23 protein-coding genes are annotated in these 21,263 nt (G+C 60.1%); 8 read left to right on the forward strand and 15 right to left on the reverse strand.

What is annotated here, in order from left to right:
* Position 1: 1 nt before the first annotated feature.
* From GIR22_RS15150 to GIR22_RS15160, 3 genes are read right to left on the reverse strand one after another with little or no spacing between them, the layout of a single operon-like run.
* A complete protein-coding gene (locus GIR22_RS15150; RefSeq protein WP_154744120.1) occupies positions 2–919 on the reverse strand; it encodes a 5-oxoprolinase subunit C family protein in 918 nt (305 codons plus the stop codon).
* On the reverse strand, positions 916–1,620 hold the full coding sequence (locus GIR22_RS15155) for a 5-oxoprolinase subunit B family protein (RefSeq protein ID WP_154744121.1): 705 nt from the start codon (positions 1,618–1,620) through the stop codon (positions 916–918). The genes GIR22_RS15150 and GIR22_RS15155 overlap by 4 nt, the downstream gene beginning before the upstream one ends.
* The gene (locus tag GIR22_RS15160; protein WP_178122269.1) at positions 1,617–2,357 is read right to left on the reverse strand and encodes a 5-oxoprolinase subunit PxpA; all 741 of its coding nucleotides are present in this window, start codon (positions 2,355–2,357) and stop codon (positions 1,617–1,619) included. Before GIR22_RS15160 ends, GIR22_RS15155 begins: the two co-directional genes overlap by 4 nt.
* A 178-nt stretch (positions 2,358–2,535) precedes the next feature.
* On the opposite strand from GIR22_RS15160, the gene GIR22_RS15165 reads away from it, so the two are divergent.
* Entirely contained in the window at positions 2,536–3,465 is a 930-nt protein-coding gene (locus GIR22_RS15165) for a LysR family transcriptional regulator (RefSeq protein WP_154744123.1), read from the forward strand.
* Positions 3,466–3,495: 30 nt separating this feature from the next.
* On the opposite strand, the gene GIR22_RS15170 is transcribed toward GIR22_RS15165, so the two are convergent.
* From GIR22_RS15170 to GIR22_RS15180, 3 genes are read right to left on the reverse strand one after another with little or no spacing between them, the layout of a single operon-like run.
* The gene (locus GIR22_RS15170; protein ID WP_154744124.1) at positions 3,496–4,038 is read right to left on the reverse strand and encodes a DUF2937 family protein; all 543 of its coding nucleotides are present in this window, start codon (positions 4,036–4,038) and stop codon (positions 3,496–3,498) included.
* An 11-nt stretch (positions 4,039–4,049) separates the two neighbouring features.
* Positions 4,050–4,826 carry a class II glutamine amidotransferase gene (locus GIR22_RS15175; protein ID WP_154744125.1) on the reverse strand — a complete coding sequence of 259 codons (777 nt, stop codon included), beginning with the start codon at positions 4,824–4,826 and terminating at the stop codon, positions 4,050–4,052.
* A gap of 30 nt (positions 4,827–4,856) precedes the next feature.
* The gene (locus GIR22_RS15180; RefSeq protein WP_246208370.1) at positions 4,857–5,318 is read right to left on the reverse strand and encodes an MFS transporter; all 462 of its coding nucleotides are present in this window, start codon (positions 5,316–5,318) and stop codon (positions 4,857–4,859) included.
* 90 nt (positions 5,319–5,408) lie between these two features.
* Here GIR22_RS15180 and GIR22_RS15185 point away from each other — a divergent pair, with 90 nt between their 5' ends.
* Entirely contained in the window at positions 5,409–7,463 is a 2,055-nt protein-coding gene (locus GIR22_RS15185) for a S9 family peptidase (RefSeq protein WP_154744126.1), read from the forward strand.
* A 75-nt stretch (positions 7,464–7,538) separates the two neighbouring features.
* Here the strand turns inward: GIR22_RS15185 and GIR22_RS15190 are convergent, their stop codons facing one another.
* On the reverse strand, positions 7,539–7,826 hold the full coding sequence (locus GIR22_RS15190) for a hypothetical protein (RefSeq protein WP_154744127.1): 288 nt from the start codon (positions 7,824–7,826) through the stop codon (positions 7,539–7,541).
* An 81-nt stretch (positions 7,827–7,907) separates the two neighbouring features.
* On the opposite strand from GIR22_RS15190, the gene GIR22_RS15195 reads away from it, so the two are divergent.
* Complete coding sequence (locus GIR22_RS15195; RefSeq protein ID WP_154744128.1) at positions 7,908–8,594, forward strand: spermidine synthase; 687 nt, start codon at positions 7,908–7,910, stop codon at positions 8,592–8,594.
* A gap of 33 nt (positions 8,595–8,627) precedes the next feature.
* Here GIR22_RS15195 and rarD read toward each other — a convergent pair whose 3' ends face one another.
* A complete protein-coding gene (rarD, locus tag GIR22_RS15200) occupies positions 8,628–9,512 on the reverse strand; it encodes an EamA family transporter RarD (RefSeq protein WP_178122270.1) in 885 nt (294 codons plus the stop codon).
* Positions 9,513–10,439: 927 nt separating this feature from the next.
* Here rarD and GIR22_RS15205 point away from each other — a divergent pair.
* The 3 genes from GIR22_RS15205 to GIR22_RS15215 all read left to right on the forward strand — a co-directional run bounded on the left by GIR22_RS15205 (position 10,440) and on the right by GIR22_RS15215 (position 12,809).
* On the forward strand, positions 10,440–10,814 hold the full coding sequence (locus GIR22_RS15205; protein ID WP_003210675.1) for a YajD family HNH nuclease: 375 nt from the start codon (positions 10,440–10,442) through the stop codon (positions 10,812–10,814).
* A gap of 1,108 nt (positions 10,815–11,922) precedes the next feature.
* The gene (locus tag GIR22_RS15210) at positions 11,923–12,390 is read left to right on the forward strand and encodes a TrmH family RNA methyltransferase (protein ID WP_178122271.1); all 468 of its coding nucleotides are present in this window, start codon (positions 11,923–11,925) and stop codon (positions 12,388–12,390) included.
* 68 nt (positions 12,391–12,458) lie between these two features.
* Positions 12,459–12,809: a YgaP family membrane protein gene (locus GIR22_RS15215; protein ID WP_154744130.1), complete on the forward strand. Its 351-nt coding sequence runs from the start codon at positions 12,459–12,461 to the stop codon at positions 12,807–12,809.
* 30 nt (positions 12,810–12,839) lie between these two features.
* On the opposite strand, the gene GIR22_RS15220 is transcribed toward GIR22_RS15215, so the two are convergent.
* Together GIR22_RS15220 and GIR22_RS15225 are read right to left on the reverse strand one after the other, a co-directional pair.
* A complete protein-coding gene (locus GIR22_RS15220) occupies positions 12,840–14,078 on the reverse strand; it encodes a M61 metallopeptidase family protein (protein ID WP_154744131.1) in 1,239 nt (412 codons plus the stop codon).
* A gap of 11 nt (positions 14,079–14,089) precedes the next feature.
* The gene (locus tag GIR22_RS15225; RefSeq protein ID WP_154744132.1) at positions 14,090–14,539 is read right to left on the reverse strand and encodes a YcgN family cysteine cluster protein; all 450 of its coding nucleotides are present in this window, start codon (positions 14,537–14,539) and stop codon (positions 14,090–14,092) included.
* 175 nt (positions 14,540–14,714) lie between these two features.
* Here GIR22_RS15225 and GIR22_RS15230 point away from each other — a divergent pair, with 175 nt between their 5' ends.
* Complete coding sequence (locus GIR22_RS15230) at positions 14,715–15,308, forward strand: nitroreductase family protein (RefSeq protein ID WP_154744133.1); 594 nt, start codon at positions 14,715–14,717, stop codon at positions 15,306–15,308.
* Positions 15,309–15,340: 32 nt separating this feature from the next.
* Here GIR22_RS15230 and GIR22_RS15235 read toward each other — a convergent pair whose 3' ends face one another.
* From GIR22_RS15235 to GIR22_RS15255, 5 genes are all read right to left on the reverse strand, one after another.
* Positions 15,341–16,273, reverse strand: coding sequence for a D-2-hydroxyacid dehydrogenase (locus GIR22_RS15235; protein WP_154744134.1), 933 nt, complete (start codon positions 16,271–16,273; stop codon positions 15,341–15,343).
* 122 nt (positions 16,274–16,395) lie between these two features.
* A complete protein-coding gene (locus GIR22_RS15240) occupies positions 16,396–16,689 on the reverse strand; it encodes a YcgL domain-containing protein (protein ID WP_154744135.1) in 294 nt (97 codons plus the stop codon).
* Positions 16,686–17,819, reverse strand: a complete 1,134-nt coding sequence (gene rnd / locus GIR22_RS15245) for a ribonuclease D (RefSeq protein WP_178122272.1) — start codon at positions 17,817–17,819, stop codon at positions 16,686–16,688. The genes GIR22_RS15240 and rnd overlap by 4 nt, the downstream gene beginning before the upstream one ends.
* A 122-nt stretch (positions 17,820–17,941) precedes the next feature.
* Positions 17,942–18,592, reverse strand: a complete 651-nt coding sequence (locus GIR22_RS15250; RefSeq protein ID WP_154744136.1) for a class I SAM-dependent methyltransferase — start codon at positions 18,590–18,592, stop codon at positions 17,942–17,944.
* 102 nt (positions 18,593–18,694) lie between these two features.
* Positions 18,695–20,068 (reverse strand): glutamine synthetase family protein, encoded by a 1,374-nt coding sequence (locus GIR22_RS15255; protein ID WP_154744137.1) that lies wholly within the window; start codon positions 20,066–20,068, stop codon positions 18,695–18,697.
* A 385-nt stretch (positions 20,069–20,453) separates the two neighbouring features.
* Between GIR22_RS15255 and GIR22_RS15260 the strand changes: the two genes are divergently transcribed.
* Positions 20,454–21,230, forward strand: coding sequence for a transporter substrate-binding domain-containing protein (locus tag GIR22_RS15260; protein ID WP_154744138.1), 777 nt, complete (start codon positions 20,454–20,456; stop codon positions 21,228–21,230).
* The last annotated feature ends 33 nt before the right edge of the window (positions 21,231–21,263 follow it).

The raw sequence follows: 21,263 nt of genomic DNA on the forward strand, positions 1-21,263 counted from the left end.
ATCATGGGAAACGACGCAAATACTCGAGTTGCTGCTGATGCGCCGTCTCTTGCAGCATCGGCGCCAGCCTCACTTTCTCCCCCGGCAAACACTGCGCCAGCCGTGCCAGTGCCAAGGGCGTCAACGCGCCCAATCGTGGGTAACCGCCAATGGTCTGCCGATCATTGAGCAACACGATTGGCTGCCCATCCGGCGGTACCTGGATCGCGCCCAACGGGATACCTTCTGAAATCAGCGACGGCCCCTGGTAGTGCAACGGCGTGCCGAGTAAACGCATGCCCATACGGTCGGCGCGGCTGTCCAGGGTCCACTCGCTATTGAAGGCATCAAACAGACTCTGCCCGCTGAACAGGCCGATCTGCGCACCGAGGATCACGTCCAGTGGAACCGTGGATTGCAGCTTCGGCAGTTGCTCGGCAGACAACACACGCATAGCACCGCCCGTGCCGGAATACACCAACCGCGCGCCTTCGGCCAAAGCACCGCCAAACCCGTCCAGCCCGCCCAACTCCTCGCGCCCAACACTGGCGCAACTGCCCAACACCTTCGGCGCATCAAAGCCCCCCGGCGCCGCCAGGTAAGCCCGGGCACCACTGAACGGCTGGGTGAAGCGCAAACGCTGGCCCTTTTGCAGAATGAAACTGCGCCCGGGACTGATCGCCCGCTCATCCACATACGCGCCCAGATCCGCGCCGGCCAGCGCCAACAAGCAATAACCCTCAGCCTGCACGGTGAACCCGCCCAGGGTGATTTCAACCACCGGAACGTCCAGGGCATTGCCCAGCAGCCAGTTGGCCCAGGACATCGACACCCAATCCAGCGCGCCGCCCTGGGTCACGCCCAAATGCCTGACACCAAAACGCCCGGCATCCTGCAACAGGCACAACGGGGTGCTGGCCTCAATCAACAAGCGGCTCATGACTGCGCCTCCAACGGCGTGTCATCGCCACCCAGATTGATGAATTCGGCATGACCAACAGCCTCGAAACGCACGGTGTCTCCCGGTTGCATCAGGCTGTAGCCATCGCGCTCGCGATCAAACAGTTTGGCCGGGGTACGGCCGATCAGGTTCCAGCCACCCGGGGAAACCGCCGGGTAGGCTGCAGTTTGCCGCTCGGCAATGCCGACGCTGCCCGCGGCCACCCGTTTGCGCGGAGTGTTGAGCCGTGGCGCGGCCAGCACCTCCTCCACCAACCCCATGAAGGCAAACCCTGGGGCAAAGCCGAGGGCAAATACCTGGTATTCGTGCTGGCTGTGACGACGCATCACCTCCTCCACCGCCAAACCACTGCGCTGGGCCAGCCATGTCAGTTCGGGGCCGACACTGACATCATACCAGACCGGCAACACATGACACCGCCCGCCCCCCTTGGGCTCGGGCTGCAACTCGGCAAGCGCCAGGCCAATCAATTCCCGAGCCTGGGCCGGGTTCAATGCAGTAAGGTCGTAATGCACCATCAAAGTGGTATAGGACGGAACCAAATCCACCAGCGCCACGCCAAAACCCTCCCGCAGACGACGGGTGGCGGCGAGCATCCAGGGCATGTTGTCCTCGGCGATCACCTCAAACAAACGCACCATCAGACAGTCGATGGCCACCACTTCAATCCGAGGCTTCATTGTAGGGTCAACGCCTCGCGGATACGTTGGACCGCCGCCACCGAACTGGCGTTGTCACCGTGTACGCACAGGGTATTGGCCTGCAAATGCAGGGCGCTGCCATCACTGGCGGTCAGGGGGCCGCCCCGGGAAATAGTCAGGGCCTGCTCGATGATTTTTTCCGCTTCATGGTGCACGGCACCCGGTAATTGCCGCGACACCAGATGACCGTTGCTGTCATAGGCACGATCGGCGAACGCTTCGAACCATAGCGTTACACCATATTCATCGCCCAAGGCCTGGGCCGCGCTGTTATCACGGGTCGCCATCAACATCAGTGGCAATTCGCCGTAAGCCGCCACGGCCTCGATCACCGCCCGCAACTGCTCGGGCTTGGCCATCATGTCGTTGTACATCGCGCCATGGGGCTTGACGTAGCTGACCCGCCCCCCTTGAGCCCGGCAAATCCCATCGAGCGCGCCGATCTGGTAGTGCAACAGGTCCTGGATTTCTTGGGGGGTGTAGGCCATGGAACGGCGACCGAACCCCGCAAGATCCTGATACGCCGGGTGCGCGCCGACCTGTACACCAAGCTGGAACGCCAGGCTGACGGTCTTGCGCATGATGCTCGGGTCGCCGGCGTGAAAGCCGCAAGCCACATTGGCGCAATCAATAAACGGCATGACCTCGGCATCCAGACCCAAGGTCCAATTGCCAAAGCTTTCGCCGATGTCGCAGTTCAATAGCAGGCGGCTCACGGTGAGGACTCCTGTAGGCTTTATTTTTTGTAGTGTGGGATCTTTTACCAAGATCTCGCAACGAATGTTGTCCTGAACCCCAACGACGCTTATCGTGAGACGGCTCGATTTTTGGCGTTTGCCAAAGGCTGCGTCCAACTAATAAAAACCGATCCTTGCATAAGAAAAAGTTGATCCCATGAATTTGAAGTTCCTTGAAACCTTCGTCTGGGTGGCCAAGCTCAAGAGTTTTCGCCTCACGGCAGAGAAACTCTTCACCACCCAGGCCTCGATCTCCAGCCGTATTGCAGTGCTGGAAAACGAGTTGGGGGTGAAGCTGTTCCTGCGTGACTCCCGTGGCGTGAGCCTGACGCCGGAAGGCTTGAAGGTGCTCGACTATGCCGAGCAAATGATGGTCACCATGCAAGGGCTCAAGCAGTCACTGGAAACCACCAGCAGCAAGGTCGGACGGATCCGCATCGGGGCGATGGACACGGTGATTCACACCTGGCTCAGCCCGTTGGTGGCGGAGTTGATGGACCGCTTTCCACTGGTGGAAATCGAACTGGTCGCCGATACCGCGCTTAACCTCTGCGATCAACTGCAAAAAGGCTTTCTCGACTTGATCCTGCAAACCGACCTGCTGCGCCAGGAAACCCTGCGCAGCCTGGAGCTGGCCAGCCACCCCATGGGCTGGATCGTCGCCAGCCAGTCGATCTATAACCGCGAGTACGCCTCCCTCGCCGAACTGGCCCAGGAGCGCATCATCACCTACTCGAAAAACTCCCATCCGCATCAGGACGTACTGAGCCTGATGCAGGCCAACGGCGTCGCCGCGCCGCGGATGAACTGCGTGAACTCGGTGTCGGCGATCACCCGTTTGCTGCGCGATGGGTTCGGGATTGGCGCGTTGCCGCCGGTGCTGGTCAGCGAAGAGCTGGCACGAGGCGAATTGGTGATGCTGCCCATGACGCAACAACCGCCGAACCTGCAAGTGGTGGTGTCCTGGCGGGTGGGGGTGGAGTTGGTGGAGGAGATTGTCGGGCTGTGCCAGAAAGTGGTGGCCCGGTATGCACAGCAAGTGGGTGAAGAATTGATGGTACTGAGCAAACCCACAAGCGGCGCATAGCTGACTGACATCCCAAGCATGGGATAACAGCTACAACCCTTTCAAATTCCGCTCTTCAATCGGCCGGCTCTGGCGCAGACGCTTGCCGCCCAGCACGACCCAGTCGATCAGGCGGAACAGGCATTCCAGGCCAAACGACAGCAACATCGCCCCACCCAGGCCCCAACCCATGGCTTCGGGGGTCAGCAGCAACTGGTAGCTATAGCCCTTCCAGGTTTCCTGGCGAATATCCGGGTCGGCGGCCACCGCTACCTGCAGGGCGCGGATGTACCAGGGGCCCTGCATCGCCTGGAACTGCTTGTCCAAGGCGACCTGGCGGTCGAGCAGCGTACCAAGGCTGTTGGCATCGCTGCGAAAGACCGGGTCATCGCTGGCCCGGTAATGGGCCACCAGGGCTTGTAAATCGCCATTGAAGAACTGCCGTGCCGTGGTATCAAAGCCACGCAAACCGGCCTGGGCCTCGATCAGATGGGCTTCGACCCGCTTGGCGTAGTCATTGATAAATCCCGGCACTTGCACACCGACCAACAAGCCAATGGCAAACAGCACCAGTCGCAAATAGCTGAGCAACATCGTCGATGTCCTTATGCGGTTATACCCTGGCTGACGCATTCGCCACGTCGCCACAGGCTCCACTGTCCCGGTTCGTAACGGGTCCAGGTTTCGTTTTCGGTCAAGGGTTCGGTCGCGATGACCGTCACCACATCATTGGGAGTGGTTTCAGCCTGAAAATCGACGATCACGTCGACATCTTTCAGGCGTGCGGGGCCAAATGGCGCACGACGGGTGATCTGCGCCAGTTTGGTCGAGCAATAGCAAAACAGCCAGTCTCCGTCGCTGAGCAGGCAGTTGAATACGCCTTTGCTGCGGTATTCACTGCAGGCGGCGATCAGGTCCGGCAGCATGTGCTCGATGTCCACCGGCTCCGGGAAAGCCTCGCGTACCCGGTTGAGCAAATCGCAGAACGCCGCTTCGCTGTCGGTATCGCCCACAGGGCGGTAGAAGGTAGCGCGAGGAGTGAAGCCCGCCAGTTGCCCGTTATGGGCAAAACACCAGTTACGGCCCCACAGCTCGCGGACGAACGGGTGGGTATTGGACAGGCATACCTTGCCTACATTGGCCTGACGGATATGGCCAATCACGACTTCGCTCTTGATGGGGTAACGCTGCACCAGCAAGGCAACTTCCGATTCGCTACTGGCGGCCGGGTCCTGGAACAGGCGCAGGCCACGCCCCTCATAGAAAGCAATGCCCCAACCGTCGCGGTGGGGGCCGGTGCGACCGCCCCGCTGCATCAGCCCGGTAAAGCTGAAGACGATATCGGTCGGTACGTTGGCACTCATGCCCAATAATTCACACATATCAGGGCTCTCGCAGCAGGGTGGACAACGTTAAAGACGCGGTTCGACCCGCAGGCTGCCGGTAGGGACAGCCGGGCGGCCAGCAAAGGGCTCGTCGTCCGGCTCTGCCGCTGCCGCGGCGATAGCGGCCTTCTGCTCACGGCGGGCCTTGGTAGCACGTTCGATGGACCAGCGGATCAGTACAAACACCAGGTACACAACGAAGGCGATGATCGTGTACATCAACAAATCGGAAATCGCCCGCCAGGCGTTGTTGCCGACCTTGAGCAACAGGTCCAGGGCGGTGATGGCCACGGCCGGCGCGAACTGGGTCTTGATCGGGTCGACAATGGTCGGACTGAACAGCAACACAGCCATCAGCAACCACAGCGGTTCGCGCAGCCAGCGCCACATCCAGCGGGTCATGGCAAACCACACCAACAGGCAGCCCAGGGCTGCAAAGGCGTAGAAACCCCAAGCGGTCAGATAGTCGTTCTCGGTCATGGTGTCCATGGCAAGGTAGGCAAACAGGTCGCTATGATAACGACTTTTCAGTGCTGAGGCTGTACTGCCTTCGGCAAACCGCCAGACCGAGAGTGATCCATGCCCCCATCGACCCACATCACTGCCGCCCCGATTGCCCGCAAAGCCACGGGCAACGACCCTTACGCCTGGCTGCAAGAACGCGACAGCAGCGAGGTGCTCGACTACCTCAAGGCGGAAAATGCCTGGCAAGAAGCACAGCTTGCCGATCAAGACGCGCTGCGCGAAAGCCTGTTCGAAGAGATCAAGGGGCGGATCCTCGAGACCGATTTATCCCTGCCCTCCCCTTGGGGGCCGTATCTGTATTACACCCGCACCACGGCGGGCGATGAATACGCCCGTCACTATCGCTGCCGTCGTCCGGCAGATGACAGCCAACAAGTGGATGAGTGCAGCGAAGCACTGCTGTTGGATCCGAACGTGCTGGCCAACGGCGGTTTTTTCGCCCTGGGTGCCTTCAGTATCAGCCCGGACCACCAGCGCCTGGCCTACAGCCTGGACACCAGCGGCGAAGAGATTTACACCCTGTACGTGAAGGAACTGGCCACCGGCAAAGTCAGTGAACTGGCATTCGAAGACTGCGACGGCAGCATGACCTGGGCCAACGACAGCCTGACGCTGTTCTTCGGCGAATTGGACGACACTCACCGTCCGCACAAGCTCTATCGCTACCGCCTGGACGGCACCACCGCCGAAGAGGTGTTCCATGAGCCGGACGGACGCTTCTTCCTGCATTGCTACCGCGCCAGCTCTGAACGGCAACTGCTGCTGTCCCTGGGCAGCAAGACCACCAGCGAAATCTGGGCCCTGGACGCCAATCAGCCACACCAGGCCTTTACCTGCCTGGCACCGAGAGTTGAAGGCCATGAATACGATGTCGACCACGGCAAGCTCGATGACCAGTGGGCCTGGTTTATCCGCAGCAACTGCGACGGTATCAACTTCGCGTTGTTCCAGGCCGTCGACAGCGGCAACGTGCCGTCCCAGGACGACTGGCAAAACCTGATCCCCCACAGCGACACCGTGATGATCGAGGGCCTGAGCCTCAATGCCCAGGCCATGACCCTGAGCCTGCGCGAAGGCGGCCTGCCGATTATCGAAGTTCACCCACAAGGCTTGCCGGCTTATCAGGTGCAACTGCCGGACGCGGCCTACAGCCTGTACGTGCAGAACAGCCTGGAGTTCGGCAGCGACAAAATCCGCCTGCGCTATGAAGCCCTGAACCGCCCGGCCCAGGTGCGTCAGTTGGCACTGGAGACGGGAGCCCAGCAAGTACTCAAGGAAACCCCGGTACTGGGCACCTTCAATGCCGACGACTACGTCAGCCAGCGGCTGTGGGCGACGTCGGTCGATGGTACCCAGGTGCCCATCAGCCTGGTGGTCCGGCGCGACCAACTGGGCCAGCCCACGCCGTTGTACCTGTACGGCTACGGCGCCTACGGCGAAAGCCTCGACCCGTGGTTTTCCCATGCCCGCCTGAGCTTGCTGGACCGTGGCGTGGCCTTTGCCATTGCTCATGTACGTGGCGGCGGTGAGCTGGGCGAAGCCTGGTACCGCGCTGGCAAACAGGAACACAAACAGAACACTTTCAGCGATTTTATCGCCTGCGCCGAGCACCTCATCGCCCAAGGCCTGACCACGTCCAAACAACTGGCTATCAGCGGCGGCAGTGCCGGCGGCCTATTGATCGGCGCAGTGCTCAATCAACGCCCTGAGCTGTTCCAGGCGGCGATTGCCGAAGTGCCGTTCGTCGATGTGCTCAATACCATGCTCGACCCGGACCTGCCCCTGACCGTCACCGAATACGACGAATGGGGCAACCCCCAGGAGCCCGAGGTGTACGAACGGATCAAGGCCTACGCCCCCTACGAAAACGTCAGCGCCCAGGCCTACCCGGCCACACTGGTGATCGCCGGCTATAACGACAGCCGCGTGCAGTATTGGGAAGCCGCGAAATGGGTGGCCAAGCTACGGACCACTTCAACCTCCGACAACCTGTTGCTGCTCAAGACCGAACTGGGGGCTGGCCATGGCGGTATGAGTGGTCGTTACCAGGGGCTACGTGACGTAGCCCTCGAATACGGATTTGTTTTCAAGGCGCTGGGGCTGGTTTAAGGCACTGGCGAAATGCTCAGCGAGGCACTCCGAGTCGCCGCCAAGATCATCCGCGCCATGGCTGTCCCGCCAGCTCTAGCTATCTGCAGCCTTGGGCTTGATGTCTTTGTGCTGCAAAGCGGGAAGCGTCTGGTCCTTGGGCGGCTTGGGCATTGCAATCGGCGGCAGCAATGGCTCGCCACCGGCGCCAGCCGCTTTAGGCGTCGGTGGCGGGGTCACTTGGGGGTAAGGTGTAGGTGTTGCAGTGCCCGGCGCACCCGGCGTGGGTGCGGGAGGGATTGGCACGGTTTGCAACTCCTGCGCGTACGCAGTGCTCAAGGTGAGCGCGCCCCATACAATGACCGTTAGAATGCTGCACTTCATCGATGGCTCCATGGCCTGACTGTAATCCAGTCCCAAGGCTACTCCCAACCGCGTAAGAATGCCCTTCCCAATGAGATTCCCATGAAACGTTTCGTTCTGCTGGACACCACCCCGATTCCCGATAACGGCGGTGCCTTGTGCCTGTTCGAATACGGCGAGGACTTTGTCATCAAGATCCAGGGCGGTGACGGTGGCCAACTGATGAACACGCGCATGCACGGCTCCGAAGACGCTTTGGCGGAAATTCCGTGCCGCAAGGTAGCCGGCCGGCCTGGTTCGCGGGTGTTAATTGGCGGACTGGGCATGGGTTTTACCCTGGCCTCGGCGCTCAAGCACCTGGGCAAGACCGCCGAAGTGGTGGTCGCCGAGTTGGTGCCTGGCGTTGTGGAGTGGAATCGCGGCCCCCTGGGAGAAAAGTCCGGGCGACCACTGCTGGACCCGCGCACGGTGATTCGCATGGAAGACGTGGCCAAGGTGCTGCAGGCCGAGCCCCAGGGTTTTGACGCTATCATGCTGGATGTCGACAACGGCCCCGAAGGCCTGACGCAGAAAGCCAACAGCTGGCTGTATTCCGCCGGCGGCCTGAGTGCCTGCGCCAAGGCCCTGCGGCCCAAGGGCGTGTTGGCGGTGTGGTCGGCCAGCGCCGATAAGCAGTTCAGCGAGAAACTGCGCAAGGCCGGCTTCAAGGCTGAGGAAGTGCAGGTCTTTGCCCATGGCAACAAGGGCACCCGGCATACCATCTGGATTGCCGAAAAACTCAAGGGCTGAAACAGCCCCTGAATTCGCTGCGCGGGTCGTGGATCAAATCGACCGGCGCAATCGATTCAAATGCCTCAAGCCTTCCAACACCAACACCAACACCGCCAGCCAGATTGGCAGATAGGTCATCCATTGGCCCGGCTTAAGGCTGTCCCCCAGCATCAACGACACCGCCACCAACAGCACAGGCTCAGCGTAACTGAGCAAACCGAACAAGCTGAACGGCAATAGGCGACTGGCCATAATGTAGGAATAACCCGCTGCCGCGCTGACCAACCCCATGAGCGGCACCAGCCAATAGAGCGCTGGGCGGTTCATCAGGATCTCGCTGATTGGTCCACCACCAAGGACGAACCATAGCGCCACAGGAATCATCAGCATCATGTCCAGCCATAGGCCTCCCAGGTTATCGGTGCCACAGCGCCGGCGCAGTACGAAATACAGCGGATAGCCGACGCACACCACCAGCGTCGTCCAGGAGAACCCACCCGTGCGGTACAACTCATTGGCTACACCCACCGCAGATAACGCGGCGGCAATCTTTTGCAAGTAGGAAAGGCGCTCGCCGTAAACGATACGACCCGTAATGACCATGGTCAGCGGCAACAAAAAATAACCCAGCGAAACATCCAGACCGTGGCCATTAAGCGGCGCCCACATGAAAATCCATAACTGGACACCGACCAACGCACTGGTCAGCACAACGAAAGGCAGCAAGGCCGGCCTATCGCGCAAGCGCTTGTAGATCATCGGGACCCACTTCCAATCTCCGGAGAGACAGAGCAGCAGTGTCATGAAGGGCAACGAAATAAGCATTCGCCAGCCAAATATTTGCTGGCCATTCAATGGTTCAAGAAGGGAGGTAAAGTAATACAGCACGCCGAACAGGAAGGAGGCGGAAACCGCCAGAACAACACCTTTAGACACAACAGCCTCTACAAACAAGCACATTTATTTAATTGAAGCAGGAAGGTTCATTCACTCAGAGTGAATGTTAGCGAGACGAACATCAGGCATTTATTAATAGACACTCACAGCGCTATAACTAACACACAGGATTAACCCTGAACTGTTCAGCAATAAGGATTTGGTGCCTCGTCTTTTTTATTGTATGCACGACGATCATCAGACACTTCAACTGGCCCGACTTCGGTCATTGGAAGCAGTACACTCTGGACGAGCGCCTCTGATTTGAAACGCCCCAACCTCACCCTCAGAGGGTTGACGCCGGGATGGGAAACCCGAATCAACGGGGACAGCCTGTTACAGGTCGGGGTGAACAGTCTTCAGGGAAGCCCTGACACGCTCACCGGCCACTCGTGTTCTTCATGACCTTGCCAGGTCATATTCTCCGAGAGACCCGTCTCGGAACGAATGAACGTTTTAACACCTGATGCCACCACAAGCCAAACTAACGGCAATGGGCCAGAAGGCGCCACATTAAAGACTTCTAGCAAGTTAGTCCAATAATTTCTGGTAATTAATTTGCTTCACCCAAAGTGAAACACTCAAGGGCATTTAATTCGATACCTGCTCAGCCATTACTGTATATTTAGCCGCTATACGCCTAGCAAATAATCGAGCAAGTTACTCTTTGCCATCGCCCAGGCCGTTGGTTTCGCAGTATTCGTCGAACGCCTGTCCGCACGCGTGTCGAAAACGCCTGAGCTTGAACAGCGCCAACAATCATGAGTGCAGGTACATGAGCGCGAATCCTTGTGAGCTCAGTATCGCCAATACTACAAACAATCTCTCCGGCAGCCCGTACCTCAGCTGAAAAAAGCCAGGGGCTTATTACCCCATGAGCAGCTAGAATCAACGCTATCCGTGATCCACTAAAAGACAGGAGCCATGATGAGCTCGACCAACCCGCCCTCCCACACCGCCAAGCTGGACCGCATCCTTGCCGATGCCCAGCGCGACCGGGAAATGGGCTACCGCGACAAAGCCTTGAAGATGTATCCCCACGTGTGCGGTCGCTGCGCCCGTGAGTTCGCCGGCAAGCGCCTGAGCGAACTGACCGTGCACCACCGCAACCATAACCATGACGACAACCCCCAGGACGGCTCCAACTGGGAGTTGCTGTGCTTGTATTGCCACGACAATGAACACTCGCGTTATACCGACCAGCAGTATTTCGGTGAGGGTTCCACCAGCAGTCCGACCATTGCCAAGGCCACGCATAATCCGTTTGCAGCGTTGGCCGGGCTGATGAAGAAAGACGACTGAACATCTGTTCCGGCCTCATCGCGGCACAGGTCTCGACAGCGGCTACAAGGACCGTCGATCACTGATCCTGTAGCCGCTGGCGCAGCCTGCGATCGGCTGTGCAGCAGTCGTTTGGCCTTGAGATTGCTGAAGGTCCTGCGGCCCTTATCGCAGCCTCGTGCCTCGACAGCGGCTACAAGGGAACGTCGATCACCTATCTCCTGTAGCCGCTGGCGCAGCCTGCGATCGGCTGCGCAGCAGTCGTGTGAGGGCCTTGAAATCGCTGAAGGTCCTGCGGCCCTTATCGCAGCCTCGTGCCTCGACAGCGGCTACAAGGGAACGTCGATCACCTATCTCCTGTAGCCGCTGGCGCAGCCTGCGATCGGCTGCGCAGCAGTCGTGTGAGGGCCTTGAAATCGCTGAAGGTCCTGCGGCCCTTATCGCAGCCTCGTGCCTCGACAGCGGCTACAAGGGAACGTCGATCACCTATCTCCTGTAGCCGCTGGCGCAGCCTGCGATCGGCTGCGCAGCAGTCGTGTGAGGGCCTTGAAATTGCTGAAGGTCCTGCGGCCCTTATCGCAGCCTCGTACCTCGACAGCGGCTACAAGGGAACGTCGATCACCTATCTCCTGTAGCCGCTGGCGCAGCCTGCGATCGGCTGCGCAGCAGTCGCCTGGGTTTTGAAATTGCTGAAGGTCCTGCGGCCCTTATCGCAGCCTCGTGCCTCGACAGCGGCTACAAAGGACCGTCGATCACCTATCTCCTGTAGCCGCTGGCGCAGCCTGCGATCGGCTGCGCAGCAGTCGTGTGAGGGCCTTGAAATTGCTGAAGGTCCTGCGGTCCTTATCGCAGCCTCGTGCCTCGACAGCGGCTACAAGGGACCGTCGATCACCGATCTCCTGTAGCCGCTGGCGCAGCCTGCGATCGGCTGCGCAGCAGTCGCTTGGGACCTTGAAATCGCTGAAGGTCCTTCGGCCCTTATCGCAGCCTCGTGCCTCGACAGCGGCTACAGAACACCGGGCAGTTGGCCTGCGATAACGACCCCCCAAACAACACATCTCTTTGATGCCCGACCGTATTTAGAGCAATCCCCGTATAATCGCGGTTTTTCTCGAAGGCCCTCCCTCCCGTGCCCAACAAACGCTACAGCTGCATCGGTCTGTATAACCCCAAATCCCCCGAGAACGTCGGTTCGGTGATGCGCGCCGCCGGTTGCTACGGTGTGGCGTCGGTGTTCTACACCGGCAAGCGGTATGAACGGGCCCGAGACTTCATTACCGACACCAAGAAGGTCCATCAGGACATTCCACTGATCGGCATCGATGACCTGAAAAAAATCCTGCCCCTGGGCTGCATCCCGGTCGCCGTGGAGCTGGTGGAAGGGGCTCGCCCTCTTCCGGAATACACTCACCCCGACCGCGCGCTGTATATCTTCGGCCCCGAGGACGGCTCCCTGGACAAGGAAATCCGCGACTGGTGTGAAGACGTGGTCTATATCCCTACCACCGGCTGCATGAACCTTGCCGCCACCGTCAATGTGGTGCTTTACGACCGCTTGGCCAAGGGCAACAACACCCGCTCGGGTCCAAAATACTGATTCTTCGGGAACATCTTCGTCCCACGTACAGTCAGTTATCTATCAATGACCCTTGTTGGAGACAGATCATGAGCGACAGCAAAACCCAGCGACCTATCATCGAGTCCACACCATTCCAGAGCCACCCCACACAGAACGTGCAGGGCTGGGAACGCATCGGTTCCCTGGCAGGTGGTGTGGTAATGATGGGTAAAGGCCTGCGCCGTGGCGGTATTTTCGGTTTGATCCAGGTGGCGATTGGCGGTGTGGCGCTGGCCCGCGGAATCAGCGGCCACAGTTCGCTCAAGGACAAGCTGGACCAGGGCCGTCAGGAAATGAACAGCATACGCACGAAGATCGAACGGGCCGGCGAGGAATTGAAAAACCTCAAGACCAAGGCTGAAGTGGCCGCCGAGAAAGCCACCAAGACCACGGGTTGATCGTTCCCATGCTCTGCGTGGGAACGATCATCAGTGCAGCAACTGGGTATCCAGCACCACCGACGGCTCACCCATGATGTTCTCGGCCAACTGCACAAACTCCTTGGTATTGATGCTGTTCATCCGCATCACCGCTTGCGCCAGATCATCCATGGAGCGCTTGTTTTGAGTTTTCAGGCGGATCTCGCGGTCCAGTTCCTGCAGCATCACCACCGCCCGTGCCACGGTTGCACCGCTGACCTGATCGCCGCGCAAGGTCTTCACCGCCTTCCCTTCCTTGTTCAACCGGGCCTGGATTGCGGTATATCGCTCGTCACTGATTCCCCCGGCCCGGCGCACCAGTTCAATCGCGTAATACTCCGCCAAGCCTTCGCTGATCCAGTCACTGGCCTGGCTGTCGTTGAAACGCGCGATAGCTTGTACCACCTCTCGAATCAGCGGGCTGCTGCCGTTTTCGCTCACCAGTGGCGTGCGGCTATTAAGGTAGAGCGAATCTCGCGCGAAGAATGCGCCGCGCCGCATCGGGTCGCTGGCCCCCACCACCAGCAACTTGGCCGGATAACGGGGCAGCGCTGCTTGCACCTGGGGCCAGACAAAGGTCAGTAGCGTCAGCACGTCCATGCGCCGCATGCCCTGGCCCTTGGGCGAGGCCACGGTGATTTCGGTTTCCCCCAGGCGCACGCGACGCGAGCCCAACGTACCAGCGAGCATCCAGCCGGTAGGCCGATCGAACAGCCGGGAGACGTTATCGATGCGGAATTTGTTCTTGCCAATACGCGGCCAGGCGGTCTCGACGCTTTTCCAGCCTGCCGGCAGTTCAAAGGTCAGCCGCGACACCAGCTCGACACCCTCTGGCAGGTCAAGACGGGCCACGGGCACCAGGTCTTCACCACGAAACAGCGCCCAGCTGGGCGTCATCCGCGCCTCATCGATGCCGGGCTTACGGGCATGCCCAAGGCGCACACGGTAGGTCAGGCTGGCCTTGGCGGCACTGGGTTGCCACAGGCCACGGCTGTCACCTGCGGTGTTGCCCGCCATGACTTGCCACTGGCCATCGGCCTTGAAGTCGCTGTAGTCGCCATCGCGGCCGAGATTGAAATTCAGGCTGCGCACGGCCGAACCCTGGGACAGGCTCAGGCGTACTTCAGCCTGATCACTCTGGGGCAATAACTTGACATGATAGTCAAGGTCGACTTTTTTCGCAGACCATGCCGGCGCACTCAACACCAGCAGTAGCAGACTTGCAACCAGCTTGTCTCCAACCCTCATACACACTCCTTTCAGCCTGCGCGGAAGATCAGGTAATCCTCCCAATCGTCCTCGGCCACGCTGCCTTCGCTGAGCATGCGCCCGGACTGGGAAATGCGTTCGTGGTGGACAGCATCGCGATCGCCGCAGACCAGATGGTGCCATAGCGGCAAGTCCTTGCGCTCGCTAACCAGCCGATAGCCACAGGTGGGCGGCAGCCATTTGAATTGGTCGGCCTGCCCCGGGGTGAGCTGGATGCAGTCAGGTACCGAGTCGCGACGGTTGGGGTAATCGGTGCACTGGCAGGTTTTCAGGTCCAGCAGTTTGCAGGCGATGCGCGTGTAGTAGACGCTGTTATCGTCTTCATCCTCAAGCTTTTGCAGGCAGCACAGGCCGCAGCCGTCGCACAACGACTCCCACTCCTGCTGGTCGAGTTGTTCGAGGGTTTTGCGGATCCAGAAAGGTTCGACTTTGGCGGCCATGGCTCTACATCAGTATCGGTCGGTTAAAAGGCCGCCAGTCTAGTGCCCAAGCCCCCTGGGGCCAAGCGCTTGCGACTGCCGGTAGAGCAAGGCTTGTCAGCCACCCGAAAGGCGAAGTAGCTTTGGGCCCTGCTTTTTTTGATCTGTACTTCGTAAACCTAATCAGGAACTGCCCATGAGCATCAACCCACGCGTTGCAGACTATGCCATCCACCCGCAGTTTACCGACCGCTGGTCACCGCGCGCCTTTACCGGCGAGAGCATTTCTGAAGAAACCTTGCTGAGCTTCTTCGAGGCGGCCCGCTGGTCGCCGTCGGCGTACAACTCGCAGCCTTGGCGTTTCCTTTATGCACGCCGCGACACGCCGAATTGGGAGCGCTTCCTGGGCCTGCTGAACGAATTCAACCGTGGTTGGGCCCAGCACGCCTCGGCCTTGGTGATCGTAATGTCGAAAACCGATTTTGCCGTGCCAGGTGCCACCGAAGAAACCCCGGCCCTGTGGCACACCTTTGACACCGGTTCCGCCTGGGGCCATCTGGCGCTGCAAGCCAGCATCAGCGGCTGGCACACCCATGGCATGGCCGGTTTCGACCAGGAACTGACCCGCAAGGAACTGAAAGTCCCTGAAGGCTATGCCCTGCATGCGGCCGTGGCCGTTGGCAAGCTGGGAGACAAGTCGACCCTGGCGGACTACCTGCAAGCCCGGGAAACCCCGAGCCCGCGCCGGCCGTTGACGGAGTTGGTCGCTGAGGGTGATTTCAGCCTGTAATACGTTACAGGAGCCGGCGTGCCGGCTCCTGTTTAATACCCGCGCTCGAAACTCACTTCTCCACGCAATACCGCTTGCGACTGATACGCCCGCAGGTTCTCGACAAACAGCTGCACCATCATTCGCGGCGAGGTCGGCGCCGAGCTGTGGCCAGTCAGCAGCAAGCCCCAGGCCGTCCAGAACGGGTGACGCTGCGGCAGCGGCTCTTGACGGCAGACGTCGATGACCGCGCCCGCCAGATGCCCTTCCTTCAAGGCCTCCACCAGGTCGGCATCCACCACCGCCACACCGCGCCCGACGTTGATAAACAAGCCAGTAGGCTTGAATTGCTTGAACAGCGCCGCGTCGTACAAGTCGTGGGTGTTGGCCGTGTTAGGCAGCAGGTTGACCACGTAGTCCACCTCTCCTACCAGCCGGCCAAGCTGGTCCAGCCCGGCCACTTCAATAAACGGCGCCTGCTCCCGGGCTTCGCTGGCAATGCCGTACAGCTCGACGCCAAAGGGCTGAAGGAACTGCGCCACACTGCAACCGATATCGCCGGTACCGACGACCAATACCTTGCGCCCCGCCAGGCTCTGGCCCAGGCGACTGTCCCATTTACGCTCCACCTGGCTGACCAGGCGTGCCAAGACTTCACGCTCGTGACCCAGCATATAAGTGAGCACATACTCGGCCATCACCTGGCCGAAGATGCCGACTGCGCGGGTCAGGCGGTAGTCCCGGGGCAAGCCCTCAGCCAGCAGCGGGGTGATTCCGGCCCAGGTCGATTGCAGCCATTGCGGGTGATGGCCTTGGCGCAGCAAGGTCGCCATCAGGTCCGGTTGGCCAAGCCATATAGGGCAATCAGCGGCCAGGTGCGACAACTCGGCCGAGTCACCGCTGGTCATCACTTCAAGGTCGGGTGCCGCTTCACGCAACAGTTGGGCGTACAGCGGATGATCGTGTTCAGCAATCAGAACGCGCATGGTTCAAACCTTTCAAAAACAGTGCGGGCGGCCGCGGGCAGCAGGTTCACTGCATCCCTCGGGGCCGCCGTCAGACAATACGACTTCAGTTATGAACGTGCCCCGCACGGGGCACTCACCGATCACATCGGGTCGTTACGGCGCAGCAGCTCTTCGGGCAAGTGCTCGATGTACTCGTCCTCGGCCGGCGGCATTTGCAGGTGATAGCCCTGCTTTTCGAGGTTTTCCAGCACCACCTCGATGTCCTCGCGGGACAGTTTGCGCTCGGGGCTCAGCACCAGGTCAAAAGCATGGTGGGGCTTGCCGAACGCCGCCAGCAGAGTTTCCGGGACGCGCTCCAGGGCATCGCTTTTCAGCACATAGAGGTACATCTCGCTTTTTTTCAGGCTGCGATAAATGGAGCAAATACGTTTCAAGGCTGTTCTCCGGCGGTGGCCAGGCTGTCCAGCAGCGCCTGGCCCATCAACTCGCGGCGCCAGCCACGCAGCGAGTCAGGCAATTGGTAAGGGCCCTCGGGATAGCCACTCTTGAGCAGGGCTTCGAGGGTTTTCTTGCGCAGCATCAGTTCTGGCGCCATGTCGAGGCGCTCCGCTTCAGCCTGGCCCAGGGCACGCAGTTGCTTGATCAATACCGCGGCGTCCACCGGCAATGGCTCGGCAACCGCCGGTGGCCATTGGTCCATCGGCACGCTGCCGGCGCGCTGGATCAGGCCCAGCAGAAACTCGCCATCCTGGCGCACGGTACGCGGGTGCATGTCTTCGATTTTTGCCAGGGCGGCGAGGTTATCCGGCTGGGATTTGGCCAGGGGCCATAACGAATGTTCGCGAATAATCCGGTTGCGCGGCAGGTCACGGGCGCGGGCTTGCTGCTCGCGCCAGGCACACAGCTCACGCAGCACGGCGAGTTGGGCCCGAGACAGCTTCCACGCCAGCTTGGCGTCGCGGTAGACCTCGTTGGGGTCGATTTCACGGCGCAGGTTGGCGACCAGTTCGGCACCGTCCTCCAGGACCCAGGCGTACTTATCGTCAGACAGCTTGGGCCGCAGGCGCGTGTAGACCTCGGCCAGGTGCACTGCATCTTCGGCGGCGTAGCTGATTTGCGTCTCGGACAATGGCCGCTGCAGCCAGTCCGAACGGGTTTCACCCTTGGGCAACTCGATACCGAGGACGGCTTGCACCAACCGTGAATAGCCCATGGAAAAACCAAGGTTCAAGTAAGCGGCTGCCAGTTGGGTGTCGAACAACGGCACCGGCAGGCTGCCCGTCAGGCGCAGCAACACTTCCAGGTCTTCACTGCAGGCGTGCACCACCTTGATCACTGCCGGGTTCTCCAGCAGGGCGGCCAAGGGTTGCCAGTTATCGATGGTCAAGGGGTCGATCAGATAAGCGCGAACACCATCACCGATCTGGATCAGCCCGGCGATGGGGTAAAAAGTGTCGACCCGCATGAATTCGGTGTCGAGGGCGACGAATGGCAACAGTTGCCATTGGGCGCAATGCTGGCCGAGGCTATCGTTGTCGCAGATCCAGTGAATATCGATGGCCACACGGCTCTCCCTTGAAGAATGGCGCGCAGTATATATCGCTAAAAGGATTTGCGAGCATCCGCAATGCAAGAGCAGCCATGAAAACCCTGACAGGAACCAAAGAATAGTCCTACTGAGGCGCCTTACCCTCTTTTACGCAGGACGTACACGCACCACATGGCCGAGCCTGGCAGGAATTCCTGATGATTGAGGATCTTGAAACCGGCTTGCCTGAATTCGCCCTCCACCTGCGTCCGATGGCTGCCCCCCGCCAATGCATCAGGCCTTGCAGACGTGTCGCCGATGCTGCTTTTGACCGAGATAATCACCGTGTCGCGGCTGACCCGATGAAACTCGCCCAGCAGGGCCAGGCGCCCTTCGGTCGTCGGCACATGGCGAAACAACTCCAGGCAAAAAATGCAGTCCACCGCATTGGCAGGCAAACCTATGGAAAATGCCGAGCTTTGAAAGGTCTTCACCCGTTTGAGCAAGGCCTCGGCGTGGTGAGTGCGGGAATGGTCGAGCATGTTCTGGGAATTGTCGGCGGCGAGAATCACGCGGTTCTCATGCTCGGCCAACACCGGCCAGAGGCGGCCCACACCGCAGGCCAGATCAAGGATCAAACCTGGCTCACCGGCGATTTTCAGGGCATGGCGCGCCAGTTGCTCATCGCGCCACAGCGCCAGGCGCCGCCACAAACCTGGCGGGCGTGTGTCGCCGCAGACTCTGGCGTGCTCACGATCATAGCGCTCGGCGAATTCGGTCTCGATGGACGACGGGGGTTGCGACGGCATCACGGGCTCTTGGGAGTCAATCGGTATTAAAAGGACCTTGGATGGGCAGCTTAATCACTGCCACGTGAAAAAAAGGTCGAAAGGCTCAATACCGTTATCACCTCAGGCCTGGTGCAGGTACCAGCGCCAGTCCTGCTCCCCCACCTCCCCCATGAATTGACGGTATTCCTCACGCTTCACCGCCAGGTACACCCCGAGGAACTCATGGCCAAAGGCTTCTCGCGCCCAGGCCGAATCTTCCAGTGCACGCAGGGTGGTCAGCCAGTCCGTGGGCAACAACTCCGTGGCCTGGGCATAGCCGTTGCCTTCCACTGGGGCGCCAGGGTCGCGCTGTTCGCGGATGCCTCGGTGAATACCGGCCAGGATGGCCGCTGCCGCCAGGTACGGGTTGGCATCGGCGCCGCAGATCCGGTGTTCGATATGCCGGGAGAATGCCGGCCCCCCAGGCACCCGCAAGCTCACTGTGCGGTTGTCCACGCCCCAGGTCGCCGCTAGCGGTGCGTAGCTGTTGGCCTGGAAACGCCGGTAGGAGTTGGCGTTTGGGCAGAACATCAACAGTGAATCAAGCAACGTGCTGAGCATGCCGCCCACTGCCTGGCGCAGCAGCGGCGTGCCATCAGCGGCCTCACTGGCAAACAGGTTGTTACCGTCATGGTCGGCCAGGCTGACGTGCATGTGCATGCCGGTACCCGCCAGGTCGTCGAAGGGCTTGGCCATGAAACAGGCGGTCATCCCATGCTTATGGGCCACGCCCTTGACCAAACGCTTGTAGCGCACCGCCTCGTCCATGGCTTGCAGGGCATCACTGCGGTGCTCCAGGGTGATTTCCACCTGCCCCGGGGCGTATTCGGAAATCGCTGTACGCGCGGGAATACCTTGCAATTTGCAGGCGCTGTACAAGTCGGCAAGAAACGGCTCGATCTGTTCCAGTTCGCGTAAACCATAGACCTGGGTCGAACGCGGACGACCGCCATCGGTATCCCGCGCGGGGCGTGGCCGGCCATCGCGGTCAGGCTTCTGGTCGAGCAGGTAGAACTCCAGCTCCGCCGCCATGACCGGGTAGTAACCGTCGGCCTTGAGCCCCTCGATCACCTTGGCCAATACATGCCGGGGATCGGCCACAGTGGCGGGCATGCCTTCCTCGGGGTGCATGCTGACCTGCACCGCCGCCGTCGGAATCAACCGCCAGGGCATGCGCTGCAAACTGCCGCTGACCGGGTAGGCACGGCAGTCGATGTCCCCTACGTCCCACACCAGCCCGGAGTTTTCCACGTCGTCGCCGTTGATGGTCAGGCCGAGGATAGTGCTGGGCAGCGGTCGACCGCTTTTATAGACCGCCAGCAACTCATCACGGTGCAACAACTTGCCCCGGGGCACCCCATTATTGTCGAGGATGAACAACTCGAACATCTCGATATCCGGATTCTGATCGAGAAAGGACTGGGCTTCGTACAGGGTGGCAAAGGTGGTACTCATGGAGAAATCTCATACGTTCGCGTCAGGCAGGCACACAGGCGCTGCCGGTCAGATGCCTGGGCATCCACGGGGCAATCAACGTAAGGAAGATACATCCGGCGGGCGGGCATGACGGCAATGCCATAGCGCCCAGAAGGCCAACTTGGAGGGCAGCGCATCGACACAGGTCCGTCGACGAACCGGGCGGCCTGACGCAACGGCGCCAGGCAATGTCTCGGGGTAAGGGTCGGGGGAACCGTCCATGCAAGAATCACAGTGAAGAGATGGCATCAGCCTCACATGACGGGATAAGCCGTTAAATTCAGTCTTGACGGAGTTTGGTTGTGTATTGGCTAAACATTTGGAAGTATGGTCCCCCCTGTTCATGCCCCAAGGACTTGCCCGCATGAAAGCTCCCTTGACCCTTTGCCTGTTGACCAGCCTGGCGCTGCCTGCGCTGGCCGCTACCCCCACCTCGCGCCTGGATGAAGTGATCCAGCGCGGCGAAATGACGGTTTGCACCACCGGCGACTACAAGCCCTACACCTATTTGCGAAAAGACGGCAGCTACGAAGGCATCGATATCGCCATGGCCCAGTCTCTGGCCAAAAGCCTCGGCGTGCAGGTCAAGTGGGTGCCCACTACGTGGAAAACCCTGATGCCAGACTTTCTCGCCCAGCGTTGCGACATCGCCGTCGGCGGGATTTCCGTGTCCCTGGAGCGGCAGAAAAAAGCCTTTTTCAGCCAGTCGATGAATGTCGACGGCAAAATCCCTTTGGTGCGCTGCGATGATGTGCAGCGTTATCAAACCGTCGAACAGATCAACCAGCCCCAGGTCCGGGTGATCGAGCCTGCGGGCGGCACCAACGAGGTTTTCGCCAGGGCGCACCTGGGCCAGGCGCAATTGCGCTTGTTCCCGGACAACGTGACGATTTTCGACGAATTGCTGGCGGGCAAGGCCGATGTGATGATCACCGACGCCAGCGAGGCCCGTTACCAGCAAAAGCTCAAGCCAGGGCTATGTGCCGTGAACCCCGAGCGTTACATGCAGTACAGCGAGAAGGCCCTGCTGCTGCCACGGGACGATGTGGCCTGGAAAAGTTATGTCGACCAGTGGCTGCATTTGAGTACGGTCACCGGTGTTTATGACGGCATCGTTAATCAGTGGTTGGCGGCGCCTTGATCCAGTGCGCTGCCAACCCCGTAACAGCATCGT

It is taken from the genome of Pseudomonas karstica, from assembly GCF_009707515.1.
GTDB classification, from domain to species: Bacteria; Pseudomonadota; Gammaproteobacteria; order Pseudomonadales; family Pseudomonadaceae; genus Aquipseudomonas; species Aquipseudomonas karstica.